Source organism: Erwinia sp. GW821-FHT03D09 (assembly GCF_059420805.1).
The window spans coordinates 30,920-48,474 of record NZ_JBWKUK010000015.1; the positions used below are offsets into that span (position 1 = coordinate 30,920).

The window sequence follows — 17,555 nt, forward strand, 5'->3', positions numbered from 1 at the left end:
GTAATCGTACGACTATGACCGCTGCGGAATTATTTTTCCTGCGGGAACACCAGATTCAGAACAATAGCAGTGATCCCACCTGCCGCGATGCCGGAAGAGAGCAGCGTTTTCAACCAGTCAGGTGCGAACTGCAGGATCAGCGGCTGCTGCGATACGCCCAGGCCAACTGCCAGCGACAGAGCAATAATCATAATTGCGCGGCGGTTTAACGGTTCACGTGACACGATACGTACACCGGAAGCGGCAATGGTACCGAACATGACAATTGTTGCTCCGCCGAGTACCGGTTCCGGAATATGCTGCACAAAACCACTCACGGCCGGGAACAGCCCCAGCACAATCAGCATCAGTGCCACAACAAAACCAACGTAGCGGCTGGCAACACCGGTTAACTGGATAACGCCGTTATTCTGCCCGAAGCAGGAGTTTGGAAAGGTATTGAACAGCGCGGAAACGCAGGAGTTAAGGCCGTTAGCCAGTACGCCACCCTTGAGTCGCTTCATATACAGTGGGCCACTGACCGGCTGCTCGGAAACGTCAGAGGTCGCGGTAATGTCGCCAATGGTTTCCAGAGAAGTCACCATAAATACCAGCATCAGAGGAATTAACAGGTTCCAGTCGATACCCAGACCGTAGTAGAACGGCATCGGAATCGCCACCAGTGAAGTATTAGTTGGTGTGGTATCTGCTGGCAGCATCCCCATCGCCCATGCAACCAGATAGCCGACCGCCATGGCAATCACCAGTGAGGCCACACGCAGATAGGGATTACGCTGACGATTAAGCAGGATGATTACCGCCAGAACGGCCCCGGCCAGCAGCAGATTTTTTGGTGCGCCGTAAGTATGGTCATTTATTGCCGCATAGCCACCGCCGATAGAGGTCAGACCGACCTGAATCAGCGACAGACCGATAATCATCACCACGATGCCGGAAACCAGCGGGGTGATGACCCGACGCGCGAGGTGCAGAACGCGTGACAGGGCCATTTCCGTACAGGAGGCGAGCATCAGCGTGCCGAACAGTGCTGCCATCATGGTCGGGACGTCAGCACCGCCGTTTTTCAGCGCCAGCCCGCCCATGATCAGCGGTGAGACAAAGTTAAAACTGGTTCCCTGGATAGAGAGCAGCCCGGAACCCACCGGTCCCCAGGTTTTAATTTGCAGAATGGATGCCACGCCGGATGCAAACAGGGACATGCTGATGATGTGTTGCGTATCCTGGGCCGGTAAGCCGAGGGCCTGGCAAATTAGCAATGCCGGCGTAATAACCGCAACGAACATCGCCAGCAGGTGCTGACACGCGGCAAACAGAGTCTGAGGGAGCGGTGGACGATCTTCAAGACGATAAATCAACTCGCTTTTGCTCACCGGAGAAGATTGGCGAGCAGCGGTTTCATGGGCATCAGCGGACATGTTCGGGGTTCCAGCGGTAATAAAGTGGCGATTTTAATCTTCTGCCGTTTAAAAGCAAACGTTTGCTGATGATGAAAATTGATGCTGAAGTTAGCGAATAAGGACGCGCGCTTCAGGCGTTGGTATAGCGCTCGGTTTCAGGAAGCCAGCGTTCAATTAAGGCCTGTGCCTGCTGGGGATAGTACTGGTGGATATGGCGAGCCACGCGCTGAACTTCCGGGATCATCGCGCTGTCGCGCAGGAGATCGGCCACCTTGAACTCGGCATTGCCTGTCTGGCGCGTACCCAGCAGTTCACCGGGGCCGCGTATTTCGAGATCGCACTGGGCAATAACAAAGCCGTCATTGCTGTCGCGCAGAACCTGCAGTCGTTTTTGTGCCGTTTTGCTAAGCGGTGTCTTATAAAGCAGTACGCAGTGAGAGGCGACAGCACCACGCCCAACGCGCCCGCGCAGCTGATGAAGCTGTGCCAGACCCAGCCGTTCCGGGTTTTCAATAATCATCAGGCTGGCGTTGGGGACATCAACCCCAACTTCAATCACCGTGGTGGCAATTAGCAGCTGGATTTCACTGGCTTTAAATGCCTGCATCACTGCCTGTTTCTCTGCCGGTTTCATGCGGCCATGAACCAGGCCAATCTGTAATTCGGGTAATGCCAGTTTCAGTTCTTCCCATGTTGCTTCAGCCGCCTGGGCTTCCAGCAGCTCTGACTCTTCAATCAGCGTACACACCCAGTACGCCTGGCGACCTTCCGTACTGCAGGCGCTTTTAACGCGGGCGATAATATCCGCACGGCGCGTATCCGGGATGGCTACGGTAGTCACGGGAGTTCGGCCCGGCGGCAGTTCGTCGATGGTGGAGGTATCGAGATCGGCATAGGCGGTCATCGCCAGGGTACGTGGAATGGGCGTGGCGGTCATAATCAGCTGATGCGGATGGAATCCCTGCTCTTCGCCTTTTTCCCACAGTGCCAGACGCTGGTGAACGCCAAAACGATGTTGTTCATCGATAATGACCAGCGCCAGGCCGTTAAACTGCACCTGCTCCTGAAATATCGCGTGCGTCCCGACAATCATCGACACCTGACCGCTGGCAATCGCTTCCTGCTGGGCAAGGCGAGCCTTACCTTTCTGCTTGCCGGCCAGCCAGCCAACTTCAATGCCCAGCGGAGCAAACCACTGGCGGAAGTTATTAGCATGCTGTTCGGCCAGCAGTTCAGTCGGCGCCATCAGCGCAACCTGCTTACCCCAGGCAATCACATTCAGCGCCGCCAGTGCTGCGACCAGCGTTTTACCGGAGCCGACATCACCCTGCACCAGGCGCATCATCGGGTAATCTTTTGCGAGGTCCGTTTCTATTTCATGACCAACCCGCTGCTGGGCGCCCGTGGGACGAAAGGGCAGTGCGGCCAGTAATTTATCGCTCAGCGAGTGGCGAGGCGTCATGGCAAGTGCATGATAACGCTGGGCCCCGGCGCGTACTGCGAGCATGCTGAGATTGTGGGCCAGCAGCTCTTCCATTATCAACCGACGCTGCGCAGGGTGCGTGCCGCCGTCGAGATCGCTCAGTGCAATATCCGGTGGCGGGCGGTGCAGCATGCGTAGCGCTTCCGGTAGCCCAATCAGCCCCTGACTGAGTTCCGGCGGCAGCAGTTCGGCGATGGCACAGGTGTCCAGCAGGGCAAGGGCCTGATCGGTCAGGTTGCGCAGCGTGGCCTGGCGGACTCCCTCGGTGGTGGAGTAGACCGGGGTCAGCGTTTCCTGTAGCCCGGTGACACCCTGTTCTCCCTGAATCTTATACTCAGGGTGGATGATTTCTGCCCCGCGCTGACCACGTTTGATTTCACCATACGCGGTTACGCGTCGCCCAACTGCGAGGCTGTTTTTCATTCCGGCATTAAAGTTGAAGAAACGCAGTGTTAGCATGCCGGTTCCATCGCTAATCTGGCAGGTCAGCATGCGGCGGCGGCCAAAGCTGATGTCGCAGTGGAGCACGTCACCTTCAACGGTGGCAAAGATACCCGGAAGCAGATCGTTAATCGTATAAAGCTGAGTGCGGTCTTCATAGCGCATCGGCAGATGCAACAAAAGATCCTGTATGGTAAGCAGGCCAATTTTAGCCAGCTTTGCTGCCTGACTGGCGCCCACGCCGGTGAGCGTGTTCAGTGGAATGGCATCCAGCAGGCGGCCCTGCATTATTTCGTCGCCTTTGACTGCATGGTTGCCCACCATTCCGGGTCAGCCTCCACTTCGCCACAGTCATTGATCACCGGATAGGGTAAACCTTTCTGCTTCGCGACGCGTGCCAGGACCGGGTAGCCGCCTTCAAACAGCAGTCGCTGCTGCTCGGCGTAAGCCAGCGTACTTTCTTTACGCTGGTACATACCGGCATTCTGGCGCTGACGCTGTGCTTCATACAGGATTAATGCCGATGCGACGGAGACGTTCAGCGACTGCACCATACCAATCATTGGGATGATGATATCCTGGTCAGCAAGCTCCAGCGCTTCCTGGGTGATACCGGTTTTTTCCTGACCCATCAAAATACAGGTAGGGCGGGTATAGTCAATTTCGCGGAAATCGACGGCTTTATCGGACAGGTTGGTGGCCAGAATTTGCATATCCTGGTTTTTGAGATGCTGTACGGCTTCTGAAATCGTTCTGTGAGTTTTTACCTGTACCCAGCTGTTGCTACCGGCGGCGGATGACACCATAGTGCGCATACGGCTCCCGGGCCAGACGGCATGGACTTCATGCACGCCGACGGCATCGGCAGTACGGATTACTGCAGAAACGTTATGGGGTTTGTGCACCTGCTCCATGCAGACAGTCAGATCGTGCTGGCGCGCGGCAAGCATCTCACTGATACGGGCATAACGTTGTGCATTCATGCGAAGAATAACTCCCTGAAAATAGTAATTCCGTCGCGGTACGATAAATCGACGATCGGGTGAAAGGCGACAGGAGCGGATCGGCGCTCCGCTCCTGTCCTCAGTTGCGGTTACGATGTACTTTGATGACATCCGGCATTACGCGGATTTTACGCATAATATTAGCCAGATGAACACGATCGCGTGCCGTTAAACGGATAAAGGCACTGTATACGCGGCCATCTTTTTCTTCAGTATTCAGGCTCTGAATATTAGAACCCGCGGTGTTAATTGCCGCAGTCAGATTGGCTAGCGCGCCCTGGTGGTTAAACATATCCACTTTGATTTCGGCAACAAATTCCTGCTCGGTAACCTTGTCCCACTCAACAGCCATAAACTTCTCAGGCTCTTTCTGGTAGCCGCGAATATTTCGGCAGGATTCATGGTGTACCACCAATCCTTTACCCGGGCTCACGTGGGCAACGATTGGGTCACCAGGAATCGGGCGACAGCACTTGGCGAAGGTAATCAGTACACCGTCAGCACCTTTAATCGGTAGCTTGCTGCGTGAAGGTGTGGATGTCGGCGTTTCGACCGGTGCCGTATCGCTTTGTTGAAGATTTTTTGCTACGACTACGCTCATTGCGTTACCGAGGCCAATTTCTGCCAACAAGTCGTCCAGCGTAGCAAGCTTCATCCGCTCAAGTTCGTGTTGAATATTGGCTTCAGGGATTTCGGCCAGCTTGCGGCTACCGCCGAGAGCATGGTTTAGTAAGCGTCGGCCCAGGCTGACGGAGTCATCACGCTTGAGATTTTTCAGCAGCTGGCGAATTTTTGCTCGTGCTTTCGAACTAACGACAAAGTTCAACCATGCCGCATTCGGACGAGCGCCCGGCGCGGTAATAATCTCTACCGTTTGTCCGCTGGTCAGCGATTGTGACAGTGGATAAGGCTGGCGATCGACGCGGGCCCCGACACAGGCATGGCCAATATCGGTATGTACCGCATAGGCGAAATCGACCGGTGTTGCTCCGGCGGGGAGTTCAACAATGCGCCCTTCCGGGGTGAACACGTAAATTTCATCCGGGAACAGGTCGGATTTAACGCTCTCAATAAATTCAAAGGAGCTCCCGGCACTTTGCTGCAGCTCCAGCAGGCTTTGCAGCCAGCGCTGGGCGCGAATTTGTGCGGTTGTGCTGCTTTCGCCCTGTTCTTTATAAGCCCAGTGCGCTGCCACACCCATCTCTGCCATCTGATCCATATCTTCAGTACGGATCTGGACTTCCACCGGCACACCGTGTGGGCCGATCATTGAGGTATGTAGCGACTGATAGCCGTTAGCTTTGGGAATTGCGATATAGTCTTTGACCCGCCCCGGACGCGGCTTATACAAGCTGTGCATTTGGCCGAGAACGCGATAGCAGGTATCCATATCATGTACGATCACCCGAAAAGCGTAGATATCCATAATGGAATGGAAACGCTGTTCTTTCAGGTGCATTTTGCAATAGATGGAATAAAGGTGCTTTTCTCTACCGCTTACGCGGCAGGGAATACCAGCTTCCTGCAGACGGCCGTCGATTTCTGAGAGGATCTTCTGAATCATCTCTTTACGGTTGCCGCGAGCAGCCTTCACGACTTCCTTAATCACCCGATAGCGGTTGGGATACAAGGCTTCAAAGCCCAGCTCCTCCAGCTCGGTTTTCAGGTGGTGAATACCCAGACGATGTGCCAGAGGGCTGTAAATTTCCAGCGTTTCAAGTGCGATACGTCGCCGTTTGTCCGGACGTAAGGAGCCCAGCGTGCGCATATTGTGCGTACGGTCGGCCAGCTTGATCAGAATGACGCGAATATCCTGCACCATTGCCATGATCATCTTGCGGAAGTTCTCCGCCTGCGCTTCTTTTTTGTCGCGGAATTTCAGCTTATCAAGTTTGGATACGCCTTCGACCAACTCAGCCACGCTCTTGCCGAACAGCTGTTCCATATCCTGATAGGTTGCGGGAGTGTCTTCGATAACATCGTGCAGCAGCGCGGCCATGAGCGTTTCATGGTCGAGCTTCATCTCAGCGAGGATACAGGCAACGGCGACAGGGTGAGTAATATAAGGTTCACCGCTGGAACGTGTCTGTCCCTCGTGGGCATCACGTGCAACAAGATAAGCTTGCTTGAGGCGCTTAATTTGCTCCTCAGGCAAGTATTTTTCAATCAGTTGATTGAGGCTTTCAAACAGATACAAGGCGAGCCTTCAGATCCGATTAACGACGACCTTCAGCGATAGCGGTAACAGCCTGCATTTCAGCGGCTTCCTGCTCTTGCTGTTCCTGACGATCGCGGACGTCAAGGATCTGATTAGTAATCAGGCCCTCTTCGATTTCGCGCAGTGCGATAACGGTAGATTTATCGTTTTCTTCTGGAACCAGCGGGTCTTTACCACCAACCTGCATCTGACGCGCGCGACGTGCGGCCACCAGAACCAGGTCAAAACGGTTACCAATTTTTTCTACTGCGTCCTGTACGGTTACGCGTGCCATAAGTGTGATACTCCACGGGTGAAGAAATGACTGGGCATCATACTGAGTTGTCCTCAGTCTGCCAATAGTTTGCTAATTAAAGCATCATGACGAGCCTTTTGACGACCCATGCGCAGACGCTCGGCGCGAATGATTGTTTTGAGATCGGACAAAGCCAGATCGAAATCATCATTCACAATTAAATAATCGTATTCGGCATAGTGGCTCATTTCGGCCACGGCCTGCTCCATACGTTTGGTAATCACCTCTTCACTGTCCTGCCCCCGCCCACGCAGGCGACGGTCCAGCTCATCTTTCGAAGGCGGCAATACGAAAATGCTGCGCGAGGCAGGCATTTTTTGACGGATCTGCTTCGCACCCTGCCAGTCAATATCAAGAAAAACATCAACACCGGTAGCCAGAACCTGCTCAATGGCTTTGCGGGATGTTCCGTAATAATTACCGAAAACCTCCGCATGTTCGAGAAACGCATCGTCACTAATCATGGAACGAAATTCGTCATGCTTGACGAAATAGTAGTGTTCACCATGATTTTCACCGGGCCGCATACCGCGGGTGGTATGTGAAATAGAGACCTGAGTGTCGTACAACGGTTGCGTTTTTAACAGTGCCTGAATCAGGCTGGATTTACCCGCGCCGCTAGGGGCGGAAACAATATAAAGCGTGCCTTGAGCCATGATTATTCTTGATATGCCAATAAAGCGGAGTCTACTTCCTGCACAGTATACACATGTGCAGCCCTTCATGCAGTGTTTCGGCTGAGTAATGCGCCATTTTATCCGAAAACGGATAGCATCACGTAAAATTTTGCGTTAAAGCCTGGTGTTGCAGTATTAGTTTCAGCACCTGTTTCCAGAACCTTTTTTTGCAGCTCGCCAGTCTGTCTTTGCTGCGTTTTACTGCAGCCTGTCGGTGGTTCTGATAAGAGAGGCTGGGATGCGATATCTGATATTGGTGATTGGATTACTAAGTGCAGTTGTACAGGCACAGTGTCCGGTCTGGGCACCTGCACGGCAAATAAATGAAATAGCCGCGCTGGAAAAGCAACTAAAGCAATGGGATGACGCCTATCATCGCATGGGAGTGAGTCTGGTCACTGATGAGCGCTATGACGCTTTACAGTTAAAGATGCAGAGTTGGCAACGCTGCTTTCAGCCCGGTAGCGGGTTGCGTCAGCCGCTGTTAACCACAAATGGAAAAATCCTTCATCCCGTTGCTCATGTGGGGGTGAAAAAGCTCAGGGATAAACTGGCACTGATGGAGTGGATGGGAGACCGCCGTGACTTATGGGTACAACCAAAAATAGACGGCGTTGCCATTACGCTGGTCTATCAGGATGGCAAATTACATAAAGCGGTCAGTCGGGGTGATGGTCTGCGTGGCGAAGACTGGACGGAAAAAGCCCGGCGTATACCTGCCATACCACAATCCATTCCGCTCCGTGAGGCACAAACGGTTTTCCAGGGTGAGCTTTACTTGTTGATGACCGGGCATCAACAGGCATTGCATGGCGGAAAAAATGCGCGTTCGAAGGTTGCCGGTGCCCTGATGGCAAAGCAACCCACTGATACACTACGTAATATCGGCTTGTTTATCTGGGCCTGGCCGAATGGCCCGAGCAATATAACACAACGTCTTGAGGGCATACGCGATGCGGGCTTTCCGGATGTCAGCATTTGGACCCGGCACGTTGAGGATGCTGATGCTGTACAAATGTGGCGTAAGCGCTGGTTTGATACACCACTACCTTTTGTGACTGATGGCGTTGTGGTGCATAGTGAGCCGGGAGTTCAGGGCAGTAGCTGGATGCCCGATCTTGGTAGTTGGGCCGTAGCCTGGAAATATCCACCGCCTGAAGTGAGCACTGAGGTACAAGCCGTTAGATTCACCATTGGGCGAAGTGGGAAAATCAGCGTGATTTTAGACCTCGAACCTGTACAGCTTGATGACAAGCGGGTTAGCCGGGTTAGCATTGGTTCTCTATCTCGTTGGCGTGAGAAAGACATCGTTGCTGGCGATCAGGTGAGTATTAGCCTTGCAGGGCAAGGGATACCTCGATTCAATGACGTACTTTGGCGTGTCAGTGAGCGTGATTACCCATCCCCACCGGATGAGCAACAGTACACTATGCTGAGCTGTTTCCAACTGACGGTGGATTGCAATGAGCAGTTTCTGGCTCGTCTTGAATGGTTGGGGGGTAAACAGGCATTTAACTTTACGGGGGTTGGCCGTAGCGGCTGGCAGCGGCTGATTCAGACAGGCAGACTGAATCATCTTTTTTCATGGATGGCGCTGACCGAGGAGAGTCTACAGGTGTCCGTTGGAATGAACCACCCTATGGCGCATCTTTTCTGGCAGCAGTTTCAGCTTAGTCGCCAGCAGCCTTTTAAACGCTGGGTCAGGGCACTAGGTGTCCCGATACCTGAACAGGCATTACGGGCGCTGGTGGATGACAGTTGGGAGGTACTCCTGTCACGAACGGAAAAGCAGTGGCAGCAGCTCCCGGGTATTGGAGTGGGGCTGGCACGTCAGATTATTGATTTTCTTAACCATCGTGACGTACAGAAGATGATAGCCTGGCTGAGGCAACCCGAACTGAGAATGCAGCCCTGAGAGCGAGAGCTTCAGTGGTCACTGTGCGGATAATTGAAAACGGGTAAACCCAGTTTGAAACGCAGTGCCAGCAAGCGTGCGGTAAACCCACTAATCAGGGTAATGATGACGACTGTTTCCATGGCGAGTGCTGTTTTTAACAACAGGATATAAACCCATCCGGAGGCAAACGCGATCCCCGCATAAAGCTCTTTTTGAAAAACAAGAGGAATACGATTGCAAAACATATCACGCAGAACACCACCAAAGACCCCGGTGACGACAGCGCTGATAGCAGCAATAATCCCGGCATATCCCATGTCCAGGGCAACCTGTGCACCCAGAATTGAAAAAACCACCAGGCCCAGCGCATCAAGTACGAGAAAAACCTTACGTAAATGAGGCATTAGGGGGGCGGCCAGCGTAGTGATAACCGCTGCAGCAGCGACGATCATAATGTACTCAGGGTTTTTTACCCATCCCAGAGGATAGTGGCCAAGTAGCATGTCCCGCACCGATCCTCCACCAATCGCGGTGACTGAGGCGATAATGATAACGCCGAACATGTCCATTTTACGGCGACCCGCAGCAAGCGCTCCGGTCATGGCTTCGGCAGTAATACCGATAATGTAAAGTACGGTGAGTAACATGGTCTGCTCCTGGGTAGAGGCCGCAAGCCTAAGGGGTTATGCAGCTTTCGGCGACTGAATTTTTCTCAGGGAGAGACGAATGTATTAGTTTTAATAATTCCTTGAGGGGTTTTAATGACCGAGTTGATTATAAGTCATTGAATTTTATTTGTTTTAATTGAGTTTCGTTTCTTCTTTTCGCAAAAGTGCATTAATAAAAATTATTCTGAATTTTGTCGTATGTGAAGTTGATGGTGCATGACGCGATGTTGAGTTTTCCTCGTGCTGACCCGTGTAGGAGGGGCATAGCATATATACCTGATCACGTTATTTGAATTGGTAAATGGTTGCGATAATTATTGATGTAAGTCGGCGATCGCAGAATTTTATTATTACTTGTTCGTTTTTTGATGGTTATTTTTTTTGACCTTTCTGGCTGTGTTGGGTAGAAAAATGTATACTCCTGAATTAATCTCATTAGGATGATCTCCTACGGTTAAATTAATTCTTAAGAGGTAGTCTATGCATTGATGTAATTTGTAGGTTAAGTGATTTGATGCGTTGCACTGCAACCATGGAATTATTTGGTATGCATTTGATATTTTTTGAGGGTCCTAATCTAAAACAATTTTGTTATGATTCAGTAAATGCTCAGTAATGGCTGTTTTCTCAAAGTCGTACGGTGTTAATACATGGATTTACTACAAGTTGCAGTCTGAGTGACGATAAAACGTTAACTTGTTATCGAATCATAGGGAACATTATGATGATATTTTATCGGGAGGGAGTATGCATAATAGATACACAGTAACCATATCTGATGATCATCCACATATTTTGTATTCGCTGAAGATGCTTTTTTCTGGCAATGATAAATTTCTTATCACGAATGAGGCTATCTGCGGTAAAGACTTGTTATCTGCCCTGTCTGCCAGGCCAACAGATATTGTCATTACTGACTTCTCTTTGGGATCGGATCGTTCGACAATTGATGGTTTTACTAAATTACGAGCTCTGCATGGTCGTTTTCCTGATGTGAAAATTGTTTTACTGACCTCGCAAAAGAATACGGCGATTTTAAGAAAGGCAAGTGATTATGGTGTCAAAGCCGTCGTAAGTAAGTGCGATAGTGTGGAAGAAACCGTGTTGGCTTGTCATCATGTTATCAGCCAGCAAGAGTGCTATTACTCATCATCCTTCAACTATCTCAAAGTGCCTTCCAGCAAAGGTAGTGAGCGAGGTAGCACTCTGACGCCCAAAGAGCTGGAGGTGGTCCGGTTGTTTTCATCAGGATATTCGCTTGCAGAAATTGCACAGCGCCAGAATCGGACAATTAGCACGATTTCTACTCAAAAGTATAACGCTATGCGTCGCCTGGGCGTTTCCTCAAACATTGAATTAATCCGTTATGCTTATGCGCAAGGACTGATCTGATCTGAACTAAATATATCTAGAAAATATCTATTTTTCTGGAAACTATCTTATCAATAATAACATATTTTATTAATCATTTAATGAGATCTTAGTGTTTTATTTTTTGTGTTATTACTCAATAATGTATTTTAGCTGTTTCTAATGATTTATTTAGTATAAACACGGCTCATTAGTTGCAAGGATGAATGCGGCAAAGGTGATTTCCCCAGGGAACAACAGTTAAATTTACCTGAAAGTATAAGGTGAAAAAATGAGATAGGGTTGATGCTTTTTGCATTGGTGATGACTTAGCAAAAGATGCTCACTTCATAAAAAATAGTTGATGAAACTCTAACCAGAAAGGAATCGCTTTTTATAATGGAATGGTTTTAGGGATAGAACAGTATAATTGCAATCTATTGTTGTAATAATTACTGTTGTTTTTTGATTTTTTCAGAAAACGCACGCATTAATACGGACAGGCCAGTAGCCTGAATGGCTACTGGCAACGATCAGCTCTTTTTAACAAATTCAGATTTCAACTTCATTGGTCCAAAACCGTCAATTTTACAATCAATATTGTGATCGCCTTCTACCAGACGGATACTTTTCACTCTGGTGCCAATTTTTAGCGGCGTTGAACTTCCTTTCACTTTCAGGTCCTTAATGACGGTCACGCTGTCGCCATCAGCCAGTAAATTACCATTGGCATCTTTAACGATAAGTCCCTCATCCGTACCGCTATCAGCACCATCAGCCCAGACATGACCGCATTCCGGGCAGTTAAGCATGTCTCCATCCTGCCAACTGTATTCAGAGTGACACTTAGGGCAGGGAGGTAAAGTTTGCATGGTTGAGCCTCAAATAAATCCATATTAAAAGAAGGGTGATAGTTTACCCTCTGAAGCATTTTCTTCCTACCATAAAAAAACGCTATAAGCAGGCTTATAGCGTTAGGGTATTGATCGAACGTGTTCTGTTCTATTAACAATTTGATATCGTTGTAGAAAGTCTACTCAATGTTCTGGATCTGCTCGCGCATCTGCTCAATCAGCACCTTCAACTCAATGGCCGATGCGGTGATTTCCGCATTAATCGATTTGGAACCCAGCGTATTGGACTCACGGTTGAACTCTTGCATCATAAAGTCCAGACGACGGCCAACCGCCTCTTTTTTCTTCAGGATGCTATAGGTTTCTTTCACGTGCGCTTCCAGGCGATCCAGCTCTTCTGCAACGTCTACGCGCTGTGCCAGCATCACCAGTTCCTGCTCCAGACGGTTATTTTCCAGCTGTACCTGCGCGTCTTCCAGACGGGCTACCAGACGTTCGCGTTGCCATTTAAGAACATCTGGCATATGGGTGCGAACTTTGCTGACTTCTGAACTGACGCCTTCCAGACGTTGCTCAATAAGTGCCTTCAGTGCAGCACCTTCGACTTCACGCGCAGCAATAAAGTCGTCAATGGCACCATCGAGCAGGGTTAATAGCTGTGCTGAAATGGCATCCAGATCCTGCTCTTCAGCCGACATTACACCGGGCCAGCGCAGGATATCTACCGGGTTAATTTCACCCTCGTCGCTCTGCATTTTGACCCAGTTGGCCGCTTGTACCAGTTGGATCGCCAGCTTTTCATTCAGCACCAGTGCACTCTGCGCACTGGGATCGGCGTCGAAACGCAAATTCACTTCCACTTTACCGCGAGTCAGCCGATTGCGGATACGTTCGCGGATAGCCGGTTCCAGTCCGCGGAACTGTTCAGGCAGACGGATATACGTTTCAAGGTAGCGCTGGTTAACTGAACGCAACTCCCAGGCTGCGCTGCCCCAATCGCCTTTGGTTTCACGCCGTGCGTAGGCGGTCATACTGCGGATCATTTTGCGTACTCGCTTAAAAGAAAGATGCCAGAAGTATAACGGTGCAGGCGTTGGCTTAACAGGTATTCAATCAAATGTCAGTGCAACGGCTGACGTTTTATCAGCCACAGATTAAGATGTTAACAACAATCCGGCATGAGTGCCGGGTCATCCGGTTGTCACCGTTATATACCAGGAGAGTTCATGTCAGCCCGTTTATTATATTCTTCCTTTTTACTCTTGGCGCTCACGGGATGCAGCGCACCAGGCAAGGTAGCGAGTACAGCGGCATGTTCTGTTGGTGAGGCTATGCAACAGACTACGCTCTATTTCGGCCTGAACAGGCCTCATGGGCAGGCGATTACTGAGGCGGAATGGCAGACATTTGTTGATAAGGACGTTACGCCTCGTTTTAAAGATGGCCTGACGGTCTTTACCGCTAAAGGGCAGTGGCTGGGCAACGATGGAAAACTCGCGCGTGAAGATAGCAAAGCTCTGATGCTGATTCACCCAACGGATCGGGGCAGTGAGCAGGGGATTGAAGCGTTAAGGACGATTTACAAGCAGCGTTTTGCTCAGGATGCGGTCATGCGGGTTGATACGTCAGCCTGTGTGGCTTTCTGACCGGCATTAACTTATCAAGCAGCCCGGTACCGCAGTACCGGGCTGAATGTTTACAACACCAATCCGGCGAAGGCGGCGGAAAGTAAACTGACCAGCGTGGAGCCATAAATTAGCTTCAGCCCGAAGCGAGACACCACATTTCCCTGCTGTTCGTTAAGCCCCTTGATGGCGCCTGCGACGATACCGATAGAGGCAAAGTTAGCAAACGAAACCAGGAATACGGACAGTATCCCCAGCCCGCGTGGTGACAGTTCGGCTGCGATTTTTTTCAGTTCGATCATCGCGACAAATTCGTTGGTCACCAGCTTAGTGGCCATAATGCTGGCGGCTTTCAGGGCATCGGCCGGCGGAATACCGATCAACCAGGCAAACGGCCAGAAAATATAGCCAAGGATCTGCTGGAAGCTGATACCAAATACCGCAGCGAACAGAGCATTAACCGCTGTTATCAGGGCAATAAAGCCAATCAGCATGGCCAGGATAATCATCGCGACTTTAAAACCTGCGAGGATGTATTCGCCAAGCATCTCAAAGAAGCTCTGATCTTCATGCAGTTTTTCCAGCCGAATCTCGGGTTCATCACCCACCGGCGTCGGATTAATAATCGACAAGATAATAAAGGTGCTAAACATGTTAAGCACCAGCGCCGCTACCACATAGCGCGGTTCAATCATCGACATATAGGCGCCGACAATCGACAGTGAAACGGTAGACATCGCTGCTGCGGCCATTGAATAGAGGCGTCGCTCCGAAATCTCTGCCAGGATACCTTTATAAGCAATAAAGTTCTCCGACTGCCCGAGGATTAAGGTACTGACGGCGTTGAATGACTCCAGCTTGCCCATACCGTTGATTTTGGACAGCACGGTGCCAACGAACCGGATTAGCAGCGGCAGGATCTTCAAGTGCTGCAAAATACCGATTAGCGCTGAGATAAAAACGATTGGGCACAGTACGCCCAGGAAGATAAAAGCCAGCCCCTGCGAGCTCATGTTGCCAAACACAAAGTCGGTACCCTGCGCGGCATATTTCAACAGCACGTCGAAGAAACTGGACACGACACTCACTACGCTTAGTCCACCGGAGGTGTGAAGGAAGAACCAGGCCAAAGCGCCTTCAATAACGACCAGCTGTAACAGTACGCGTGGGCGAATTTTCTTTCGGTCGGAACTGAACAGCAGCGCCAGGCAGAAGATAATGGCCAGGGCCAGAATAAAATGTAAAACAGCAGTCATACGGACGGTCCCGCGTGAAGAGTCAGTTAAAGAGGGCATTTAGCCATATCTCGATTATTTTTACATCCTGTTCCCGATTATCTTGCTGTTTTAAACGTTGATTATCTGCCAGTTGCATAACAGCGCGCGGATGAGGTTGCCTTCGATAGGCATTCACCAGTGAAATCCGTATAATGCGCAGCCAATTATAAAGCTAGCCGGAGAACAAACTATGCGTCCATCAGGTCGTAGCGCGCAGCAGGTGCGCCCCGTCACCCTGACCCGTCATTATACCAAACATGCAGAAGGCTCTGTGCTGGTTGAATTCGGTGATACCAAAGTGCTGTGTACTGCAACGATTGAAGAGGGCGTTCCTCGTTTCCTGAAAGGTCAGGGGCAGGGATGGGTGACGGCTGAATACGGTATGTTGCCTCGCGCCACCCACAGCCGTAACGCCCGCGAAGCGGCGAAAGGTAAACAGGGTGGCCGCACGCTGGAGATCCAGCGCCTGATTGCACGATCCCTGCGTGCTGCGCTGGATCTGAAAGCGCTGGGCGAGTTTACCATTACCCTGGACTGTGACGTATTACAGGCCGACGGCGGTACACGTACCGCATCCATCACCGGTGCCTGCGTGGCGCTGGCCGATGCACTGAATCACCTTGTTGCGATTGGCAAGCTGAAAGCGAATCCCATGAAGGGCATGGTTGCTGCCATTTCTGTTGGCATCGTAAATGGCGAAGCGCTGTGCGATCTGGAATATGTTGAAGATTCCGCTGCCGAAACCGATATGAATGTGGTGATGACCGAAGACGGCCGCATGATCGAAGTGCAGGGTACCGCAGAGGGAGAACCCTTCAGCCACGATGAGTTGCTCAAGCTGCTTGAGCTGGCCCGGGGCAGCATTGACACACTAGTACAGGCGCAGAAAGCGGCGCTGAGTAACTGATTTTCCAGGCGACCCAAGAGTCGCCTTTTTTTTGCCTGAATATTGAGGAATGACAACATGAAAGCCTGGCAGCGCCAATTTATCGAATTCGCTATCAACAAGCAGGTGCTGAAGTTTGGTGAGTTCACGCTGAAGTCAGGGCGTAAAAGCCCATACTTCTTTAACGCTGGTCTGTTCAACACCGGTCGCGATCTTGCCCTGTTGGGCCGTTTCTATGCGCAGGCTCTGGTAGATTCAGGTATTGATTTCGATCTGCTGTTTGGTCCGGCCTACAAAGGTATCCCTATTGCTACCACCACTGCCGTGGCACTGGCCGATCATCACGATCGCGATGTCCCGTATTGCTTTAACCGCAAAGAGGCGAAAACTCACGGTGAAGGCGGTACGCTGGTCGGTAGCCCGCTGCAGGGTAAAGTCATGCTGGTGGATGATGTGATTACCGCCGGTACGGCGATCCGCGAATCGATGGAGATTATCGCGGCTAATCAGGCCAGCCTGGCCGGGGTGCTGATTTCCCTCGATCGTCAGGAGCGCGGACGCGGTGCCATTTCGGCTATCCAGGAAGTGGAGCGGGACTACGGCTGTAAGGTGATTTCGATTATCACGCTGAAAGAGTTAATCAGCTATCTGGAAGAGAAACCTGAGCTTGTCGATCACCTGGCGGCAGTTCGCGCTTACCGGAGCGAATACGGTATCTGAACCGCCAGCTGACCTGAAAAACGATATGGGCTGGCCTCATTGAGAGGCCAGTCCACGTTGGTTTACACCAGCTGCATCGCGAACAGCGGCCAGCGAACCTCGAATTCCGCCGTAGGACGATAGCGAAACTCTGAGCGAACAAAACGCGAAAGCAGCCCTTCGCAAAAAGCCAGCAGCTGGCTGGCCAGCAGCGTTTCATCCGTTGCGAAACCTTCGCCTTCACGCATTTTCTTTTCGCGCATCACCTGGCGAATCTGTACTTCAATGCGTTCAAACAGCTGGTTAATACGCCCCTGCAGACGATCCTGTTCAAACATCAGCGCATGGCCAGTCAAAATTCGCGTTAAACCCGGATTACGCTCACCAAAGCCCAGAATCAACTGCGTGATAAGACGCAAACGCGGTAGCGTTTCTTTTTCGTCTTTCAAAATCAGATTGATGCGCGTAATCAGGCTGTCTTCGATAAATTCGATCAGGCTGTCAAACATCTTGGTCTTGCTTGGGAAATGACGGTAGAGCGCGGCTTCAGATACACCAACGCTTGCTGCCAGTTTTGCGGTCGTTATCCGCTGGCTACCATCACTTGATTCCAGCATCTGTGCCAGTGCCTGCAGGATTTCCTCGCGACGATTCCTTTTCGCACTCTTTTTTTCAACCATGTCTTAAAAGACCCCTGAAAAGATCACCATAAATGGGCACGAGCCCACGCAACGTCCGTGAGCCTGATGGCTCACGGCGAAAAACGGGTTTCGTTTTACGGGAG

General features: G+C 51.0%; 16 protein-coding genes. 5 read left to right on the forward strand and 11 right to left on the reverse strand.

Annotated features, from left to right (window positions below; translation table 11 throughout):
• Positions 1-29 precede the first annotated feature (29 nt).
• The 6 genes from AC07U6_RS15655 to gmk form a co-directional block, all read right to left on the reverse strand.
• A complete protein-coding gene (locus AC07U6_RS15655) occupies positions 30-1,415 on the reverse strand; it encodes a nucleobase:cation symporter-2 family protein (RefSeq protein WP_494764330.1) in 1,386 nt (461 codons plus the stop codon).
• 112 nt (positions 1,416-1,527) lie between these two features.
• The gene (recG, locus tag AC07U6_RS15660) at positions 1,528-3,609 is read right to left on the reverse strand and encodes an ATP-dependent DNA helicase RecG (RefSeq protein WP_494764586.1); all 2,082 of its coding nucleotides are present in this window, start codon (positions 3,607-3,609) and stop codon (positions 1,528-1,530) included.
• A complete protein-coding gene (trmH, locus tag AC07U6_RS15665) occupies positions 3,609-4,304 on the reverse strand; it encodes a tRNA (guanosine(18)-2'-O)-methyltransferase TrmH (RefSeq protein WP_494764329.1) in 696 nt (231 codons plus the stop codon). The genes recG and trmH overlap by 1 nt, the downstream gene beginning before the upstream one ends.
• Before the next feature lie 100 nt (positions 4,305-4,404).
• Positions 4,405-6,522 carry a bifunctional GTP diphosphokinase/guanosine-3',5'-bis pyrophosphate 3'-pyrophosphohydrolase gene (spoT, locus tag AC07U6_RS15670; RefSeq protein ID WP_494764328.1) on the reverse strand — a complete coding sequence of 706 codons (2,118 nt, stop codon included), beginning with the start codon at positions 6,520-6,522 and terminating at the stop codon, positions 4,405-4,407.
• Positions 6,523-6,541: 19 nt separating this feature from the next.
• Positions 6,542-6,817 carry a DNA-directed RNA polymerase subunit omega gene (rpoZ, locus tag AC07U6_RS15675; RefSeq protein ID WP_062746976.1) on the reverse strand — a complete coding sequence of 92 codons (276 nt, stop codon included), beginning with the start codon at positions 6,815-6,817 and terminating at the stop codon, positions 6,542-6,544.
• 53 nt (positions 6,818-6,870) lie between these two features.
• Entirely contained in the window at positions 6,871-7,494 is a 624-nt protein-coding gene (gene gmk / locus AC07U6_RS15680; RefSeq protein ID WP_494764327.1) for a guanylate kinase, read from the reverse strand.
• 259 nt (positions 7,495-7,753) lie between these two features.
• Here gmk and ligB point away from each other — a divergent pair, with 259 nt between their 5' ends.
• Positions 7,754-9,430: an NAD-dependent DNA ligase LigB gene (ligB, locus tag AC07U6_RS15685; RefSeq protein ID WP_494764326.1), complete on the forward strand. Its 1,677-nt coding sequence runs from the start codon at positions 7,754-7,756 to the stop codon at positions 9,428-9,430.
• Between the two features lie 11 nt (positions 9,431-9,441).
• Here ligB and AC07U6_RS15690 read toward each other — a convergent pair whose 3' ends face one another.
• Entirely contained in the window at positions 9,442-10,059 is a 618-nt protein-coding gene (locus tag AC07U6_RS15690; protein WP_494764325.1) for a trimeric intracellular cation channel family protein, read from the reverse strand.
• Positions 10,060-10,827: 768 nt separating this feature from the next.
• Between AC07U6_RS15690 and AC07U6_RS15695 the strand changes: the two genes are divergently transcribed.
• Positions 10,828-11,472 (forward strand): response regulator, encoded by a 645-nt coding sequence (locus AC07U6_RS15695; RefSeq protein ID WP_494764324.1) that lies wholly within the window; start codon positions 10,828-10,830, stop codon positions 11,470-11,472.
• A gap of 491 nt (positions 11,473-11,963) precedes the next feature.
• Here the strand turns inward: AC07U6_RS15695 and AC07U6_RS15700 are convergent, their stop codons facing one another.
• Both AC07U6_RS15700 and AC07U6_RS15705 read right to left on the reverse strand, forming a co-directional pair.
• Complete coding sequence (locus AC07U6_RS15700) at positions 11,964-12,302, reverse strand: zinc ribbon domain-containing protein YjdM (protein ID WP_494764323.1); 339 nt, start codon at positions 12,300-12,302, stop codon at positions 11,964-11,966.
• Between the two features lie 161 nt (positions 12,303-12,463).
• Positions 12,464-13,327: a YicC/YloC family endoribonuclease gene (locus AC07U6_RS15705; RefSeq protein ID WP_494764322.1), complete on the reverse strand. Its 864-nt coding sequence runs from the start codon at positions 13,325-13,327 to the stop codon at positions 12,464-12,466.
• A 183-nt stretch (positions 13,328-13,510) separates the two neighbouring features.
• Here AC07U6_RS15705 and AC07U6_RS15710 point away from each other — a divergent pair, with 183 nt between their 5' ends.
• A complete protein-coding gene (locus tag AC07U6_RS15710) occupies positions 13,511-13,930 on the forward strand; it encodes a DUF3574 domain-containing protein (RefSeq protein ID WP_494764321.1) in 420 nt (139 codons plus the stop codon).
• Positions 13,931-13,980: 50 nt separating this feature from the next.
• Here the strand turns inward: AC07U6_RS15710 and AC07U6_RS15715 are convergent, their stop codons facing one another.
• A complete protein-coding gene (locus AC07U6_RS15715) occupies positions 13,981-15,165 on the reverse strand; it encodes a NupC/NupG family nucleoside CNT transporter (RefSeq protein ID WP_494764320.1) in 1,185 nt (394 codons plus the stop codon).
• Positions 15,166-15,376: 211 nt separating this feature from the next.
• Between AC07U6_RS15715 and rph the strand changes: the two genes are divergently transcribed.
• Both rph and pyrE read left to right on the forward strand, forming a co-directional pair.
• A complete protein-coding gene (gene rph, locus AC07U6_RS15720; protein ID WP_494764319.1) occupies positions 15,377-16,093 on the forward strand; it encodes a ribonuclease PH in 717 nt (238 codons plus the stop codon).
• Between the two features lie 57 nt (positions 16,094-16,150).
• Positions 16,151-16,792: an orotate phosphoribosyltransferase gene (pyrE, locus tag AC07U6_RS15725; protein WP_494764318.1), complete on the forward strand. Its 642-nt coding sequence runs from the start codon at positions 16,151-16,153 to the stop codon at positions 16,790-16,792.
• Between the two features lie 62 nt (positions 16,793-16,854).
• Here the strand turns inward: pyrE and slmA are convergent, their stop codons facing one another.
• Positions 16,855-17,451, reverse strand: a complete 597-nt coding sequence (gene slmA / locus AC07U6_RS15730; protein ID WP_105594432.1) for a nucleoid occlusion factor SlmA — start codon at positions 17,449-17,451, stop codon at positions 16,855-16,857.
• Positions 17,452-17,555 lie beyond the last annotated feature (104 nt).

Excerpts from the sequence above, each read along its gene's own strand:
- recG (WP_494764586.1), bottom strand. The coding sequence starts at position 3,609 with ATGCAGGGCCGCCTGCTGGATGCCATTCCACTGAACACGCTCACCGGC.
- ligB (WP_494764326.1), top strand. The coding sequence starts at position 7,754 with ATGCGATATCTGATATTGGTGATTGGATTACTAAGTGCAGTTGTACAG.
- AC07U6_RS15655 (WP_494764330.1), bottom strand. The coding sequence starts at position 1,415 with ATGTCCGCTGATGCCCATGAAACCGCTGCTCGCCAATCTTCTCCGGTG.
- gmk (WP_494764327.1), bottom strand. The coding sequence starts at position 7,494 with ATGGCTCAAGGCACGCTTTATATTGTTTCCGCCCCTAGCGGCGCGGGT.
- slmA (WP_105594432.1), bottom strand. The coding sequence starts at position 17,451 with ATGGTTGAAAAAAAGAGTGCGAAAAGGAATCGTCGCGAGGAAATCCTG.
- AC07U6_RS15705 (WP_494764322.1), bottom strand. The coding sequence starts at position 13,327 with ATGATCCGCAGTATGACCGCCTACGCACGGCGTGAAACCAAAGGCGAT.
- trmH (WP_494764329.1), bottom strand. The coding sequence starts at position 4,304 with ATGAATGCACAACGTTATGCCCGTATCAGTGAGATGCTTGCCGCGCGC.
- rpoZ (WP_062746976.1), bottom strand. The coding sequence starts at position 6,817 with ATGGCACGCGTAACCGTACAGGACGCAGTAGAAAAAATTGGTAACCGT.
- AC07U6_RS15690 (WP_494764325.1), bottom strand. The coding sequence starts at position 10,059 with ATGTTACTCACCGTACTTTACATTATCGGTATTACTGCCGAAGCCATG.
- rph (WP_494764319.1), top strand. The coding sequence starts at position 15,377 with ATGCGTCCATCAGGTCGTAGCGCGCAGCAGGTGCGCCCCGTCACCCTG.
- AC07U6_RS15710 (WP_494764321.1), top strand. The coding sequence starts at position 13,511 with ATGTCAGCCCGTTTATTATATTCTTCCTTTTTACTCTTGGCGCTCACG.
- AC07U6_RS15700 (WP_494764323.1), bottom strand. The coding sequence starts at position 12,302 with ATGCAAACTTTACCTCCCTGCCCTAAGTGTCACTCTGAATACAGTTGG.
- AC07U6_RS15695 (WP_494764324.1), top strand. The coding sequence starts at position 10,828 with ATGCATAATAGATACACAGTAACCATATCTGATGATCATCCACATATT.
- pyrE (WP_494764318.1), top strand. The coding sequence starts at position 16,151 with ATGAAAGCCTGGCAGCGCCAATTTATCGAATTCGCTATCAACAAGCAG.
- AC07U6_RS15715 (WP_494764320.1), bottom strand. The coding sequence starts at position 15,165 with ATGACTGCTGTTTTACATTTTATTCTGGCCCTGGCCATTATCTTCTGC.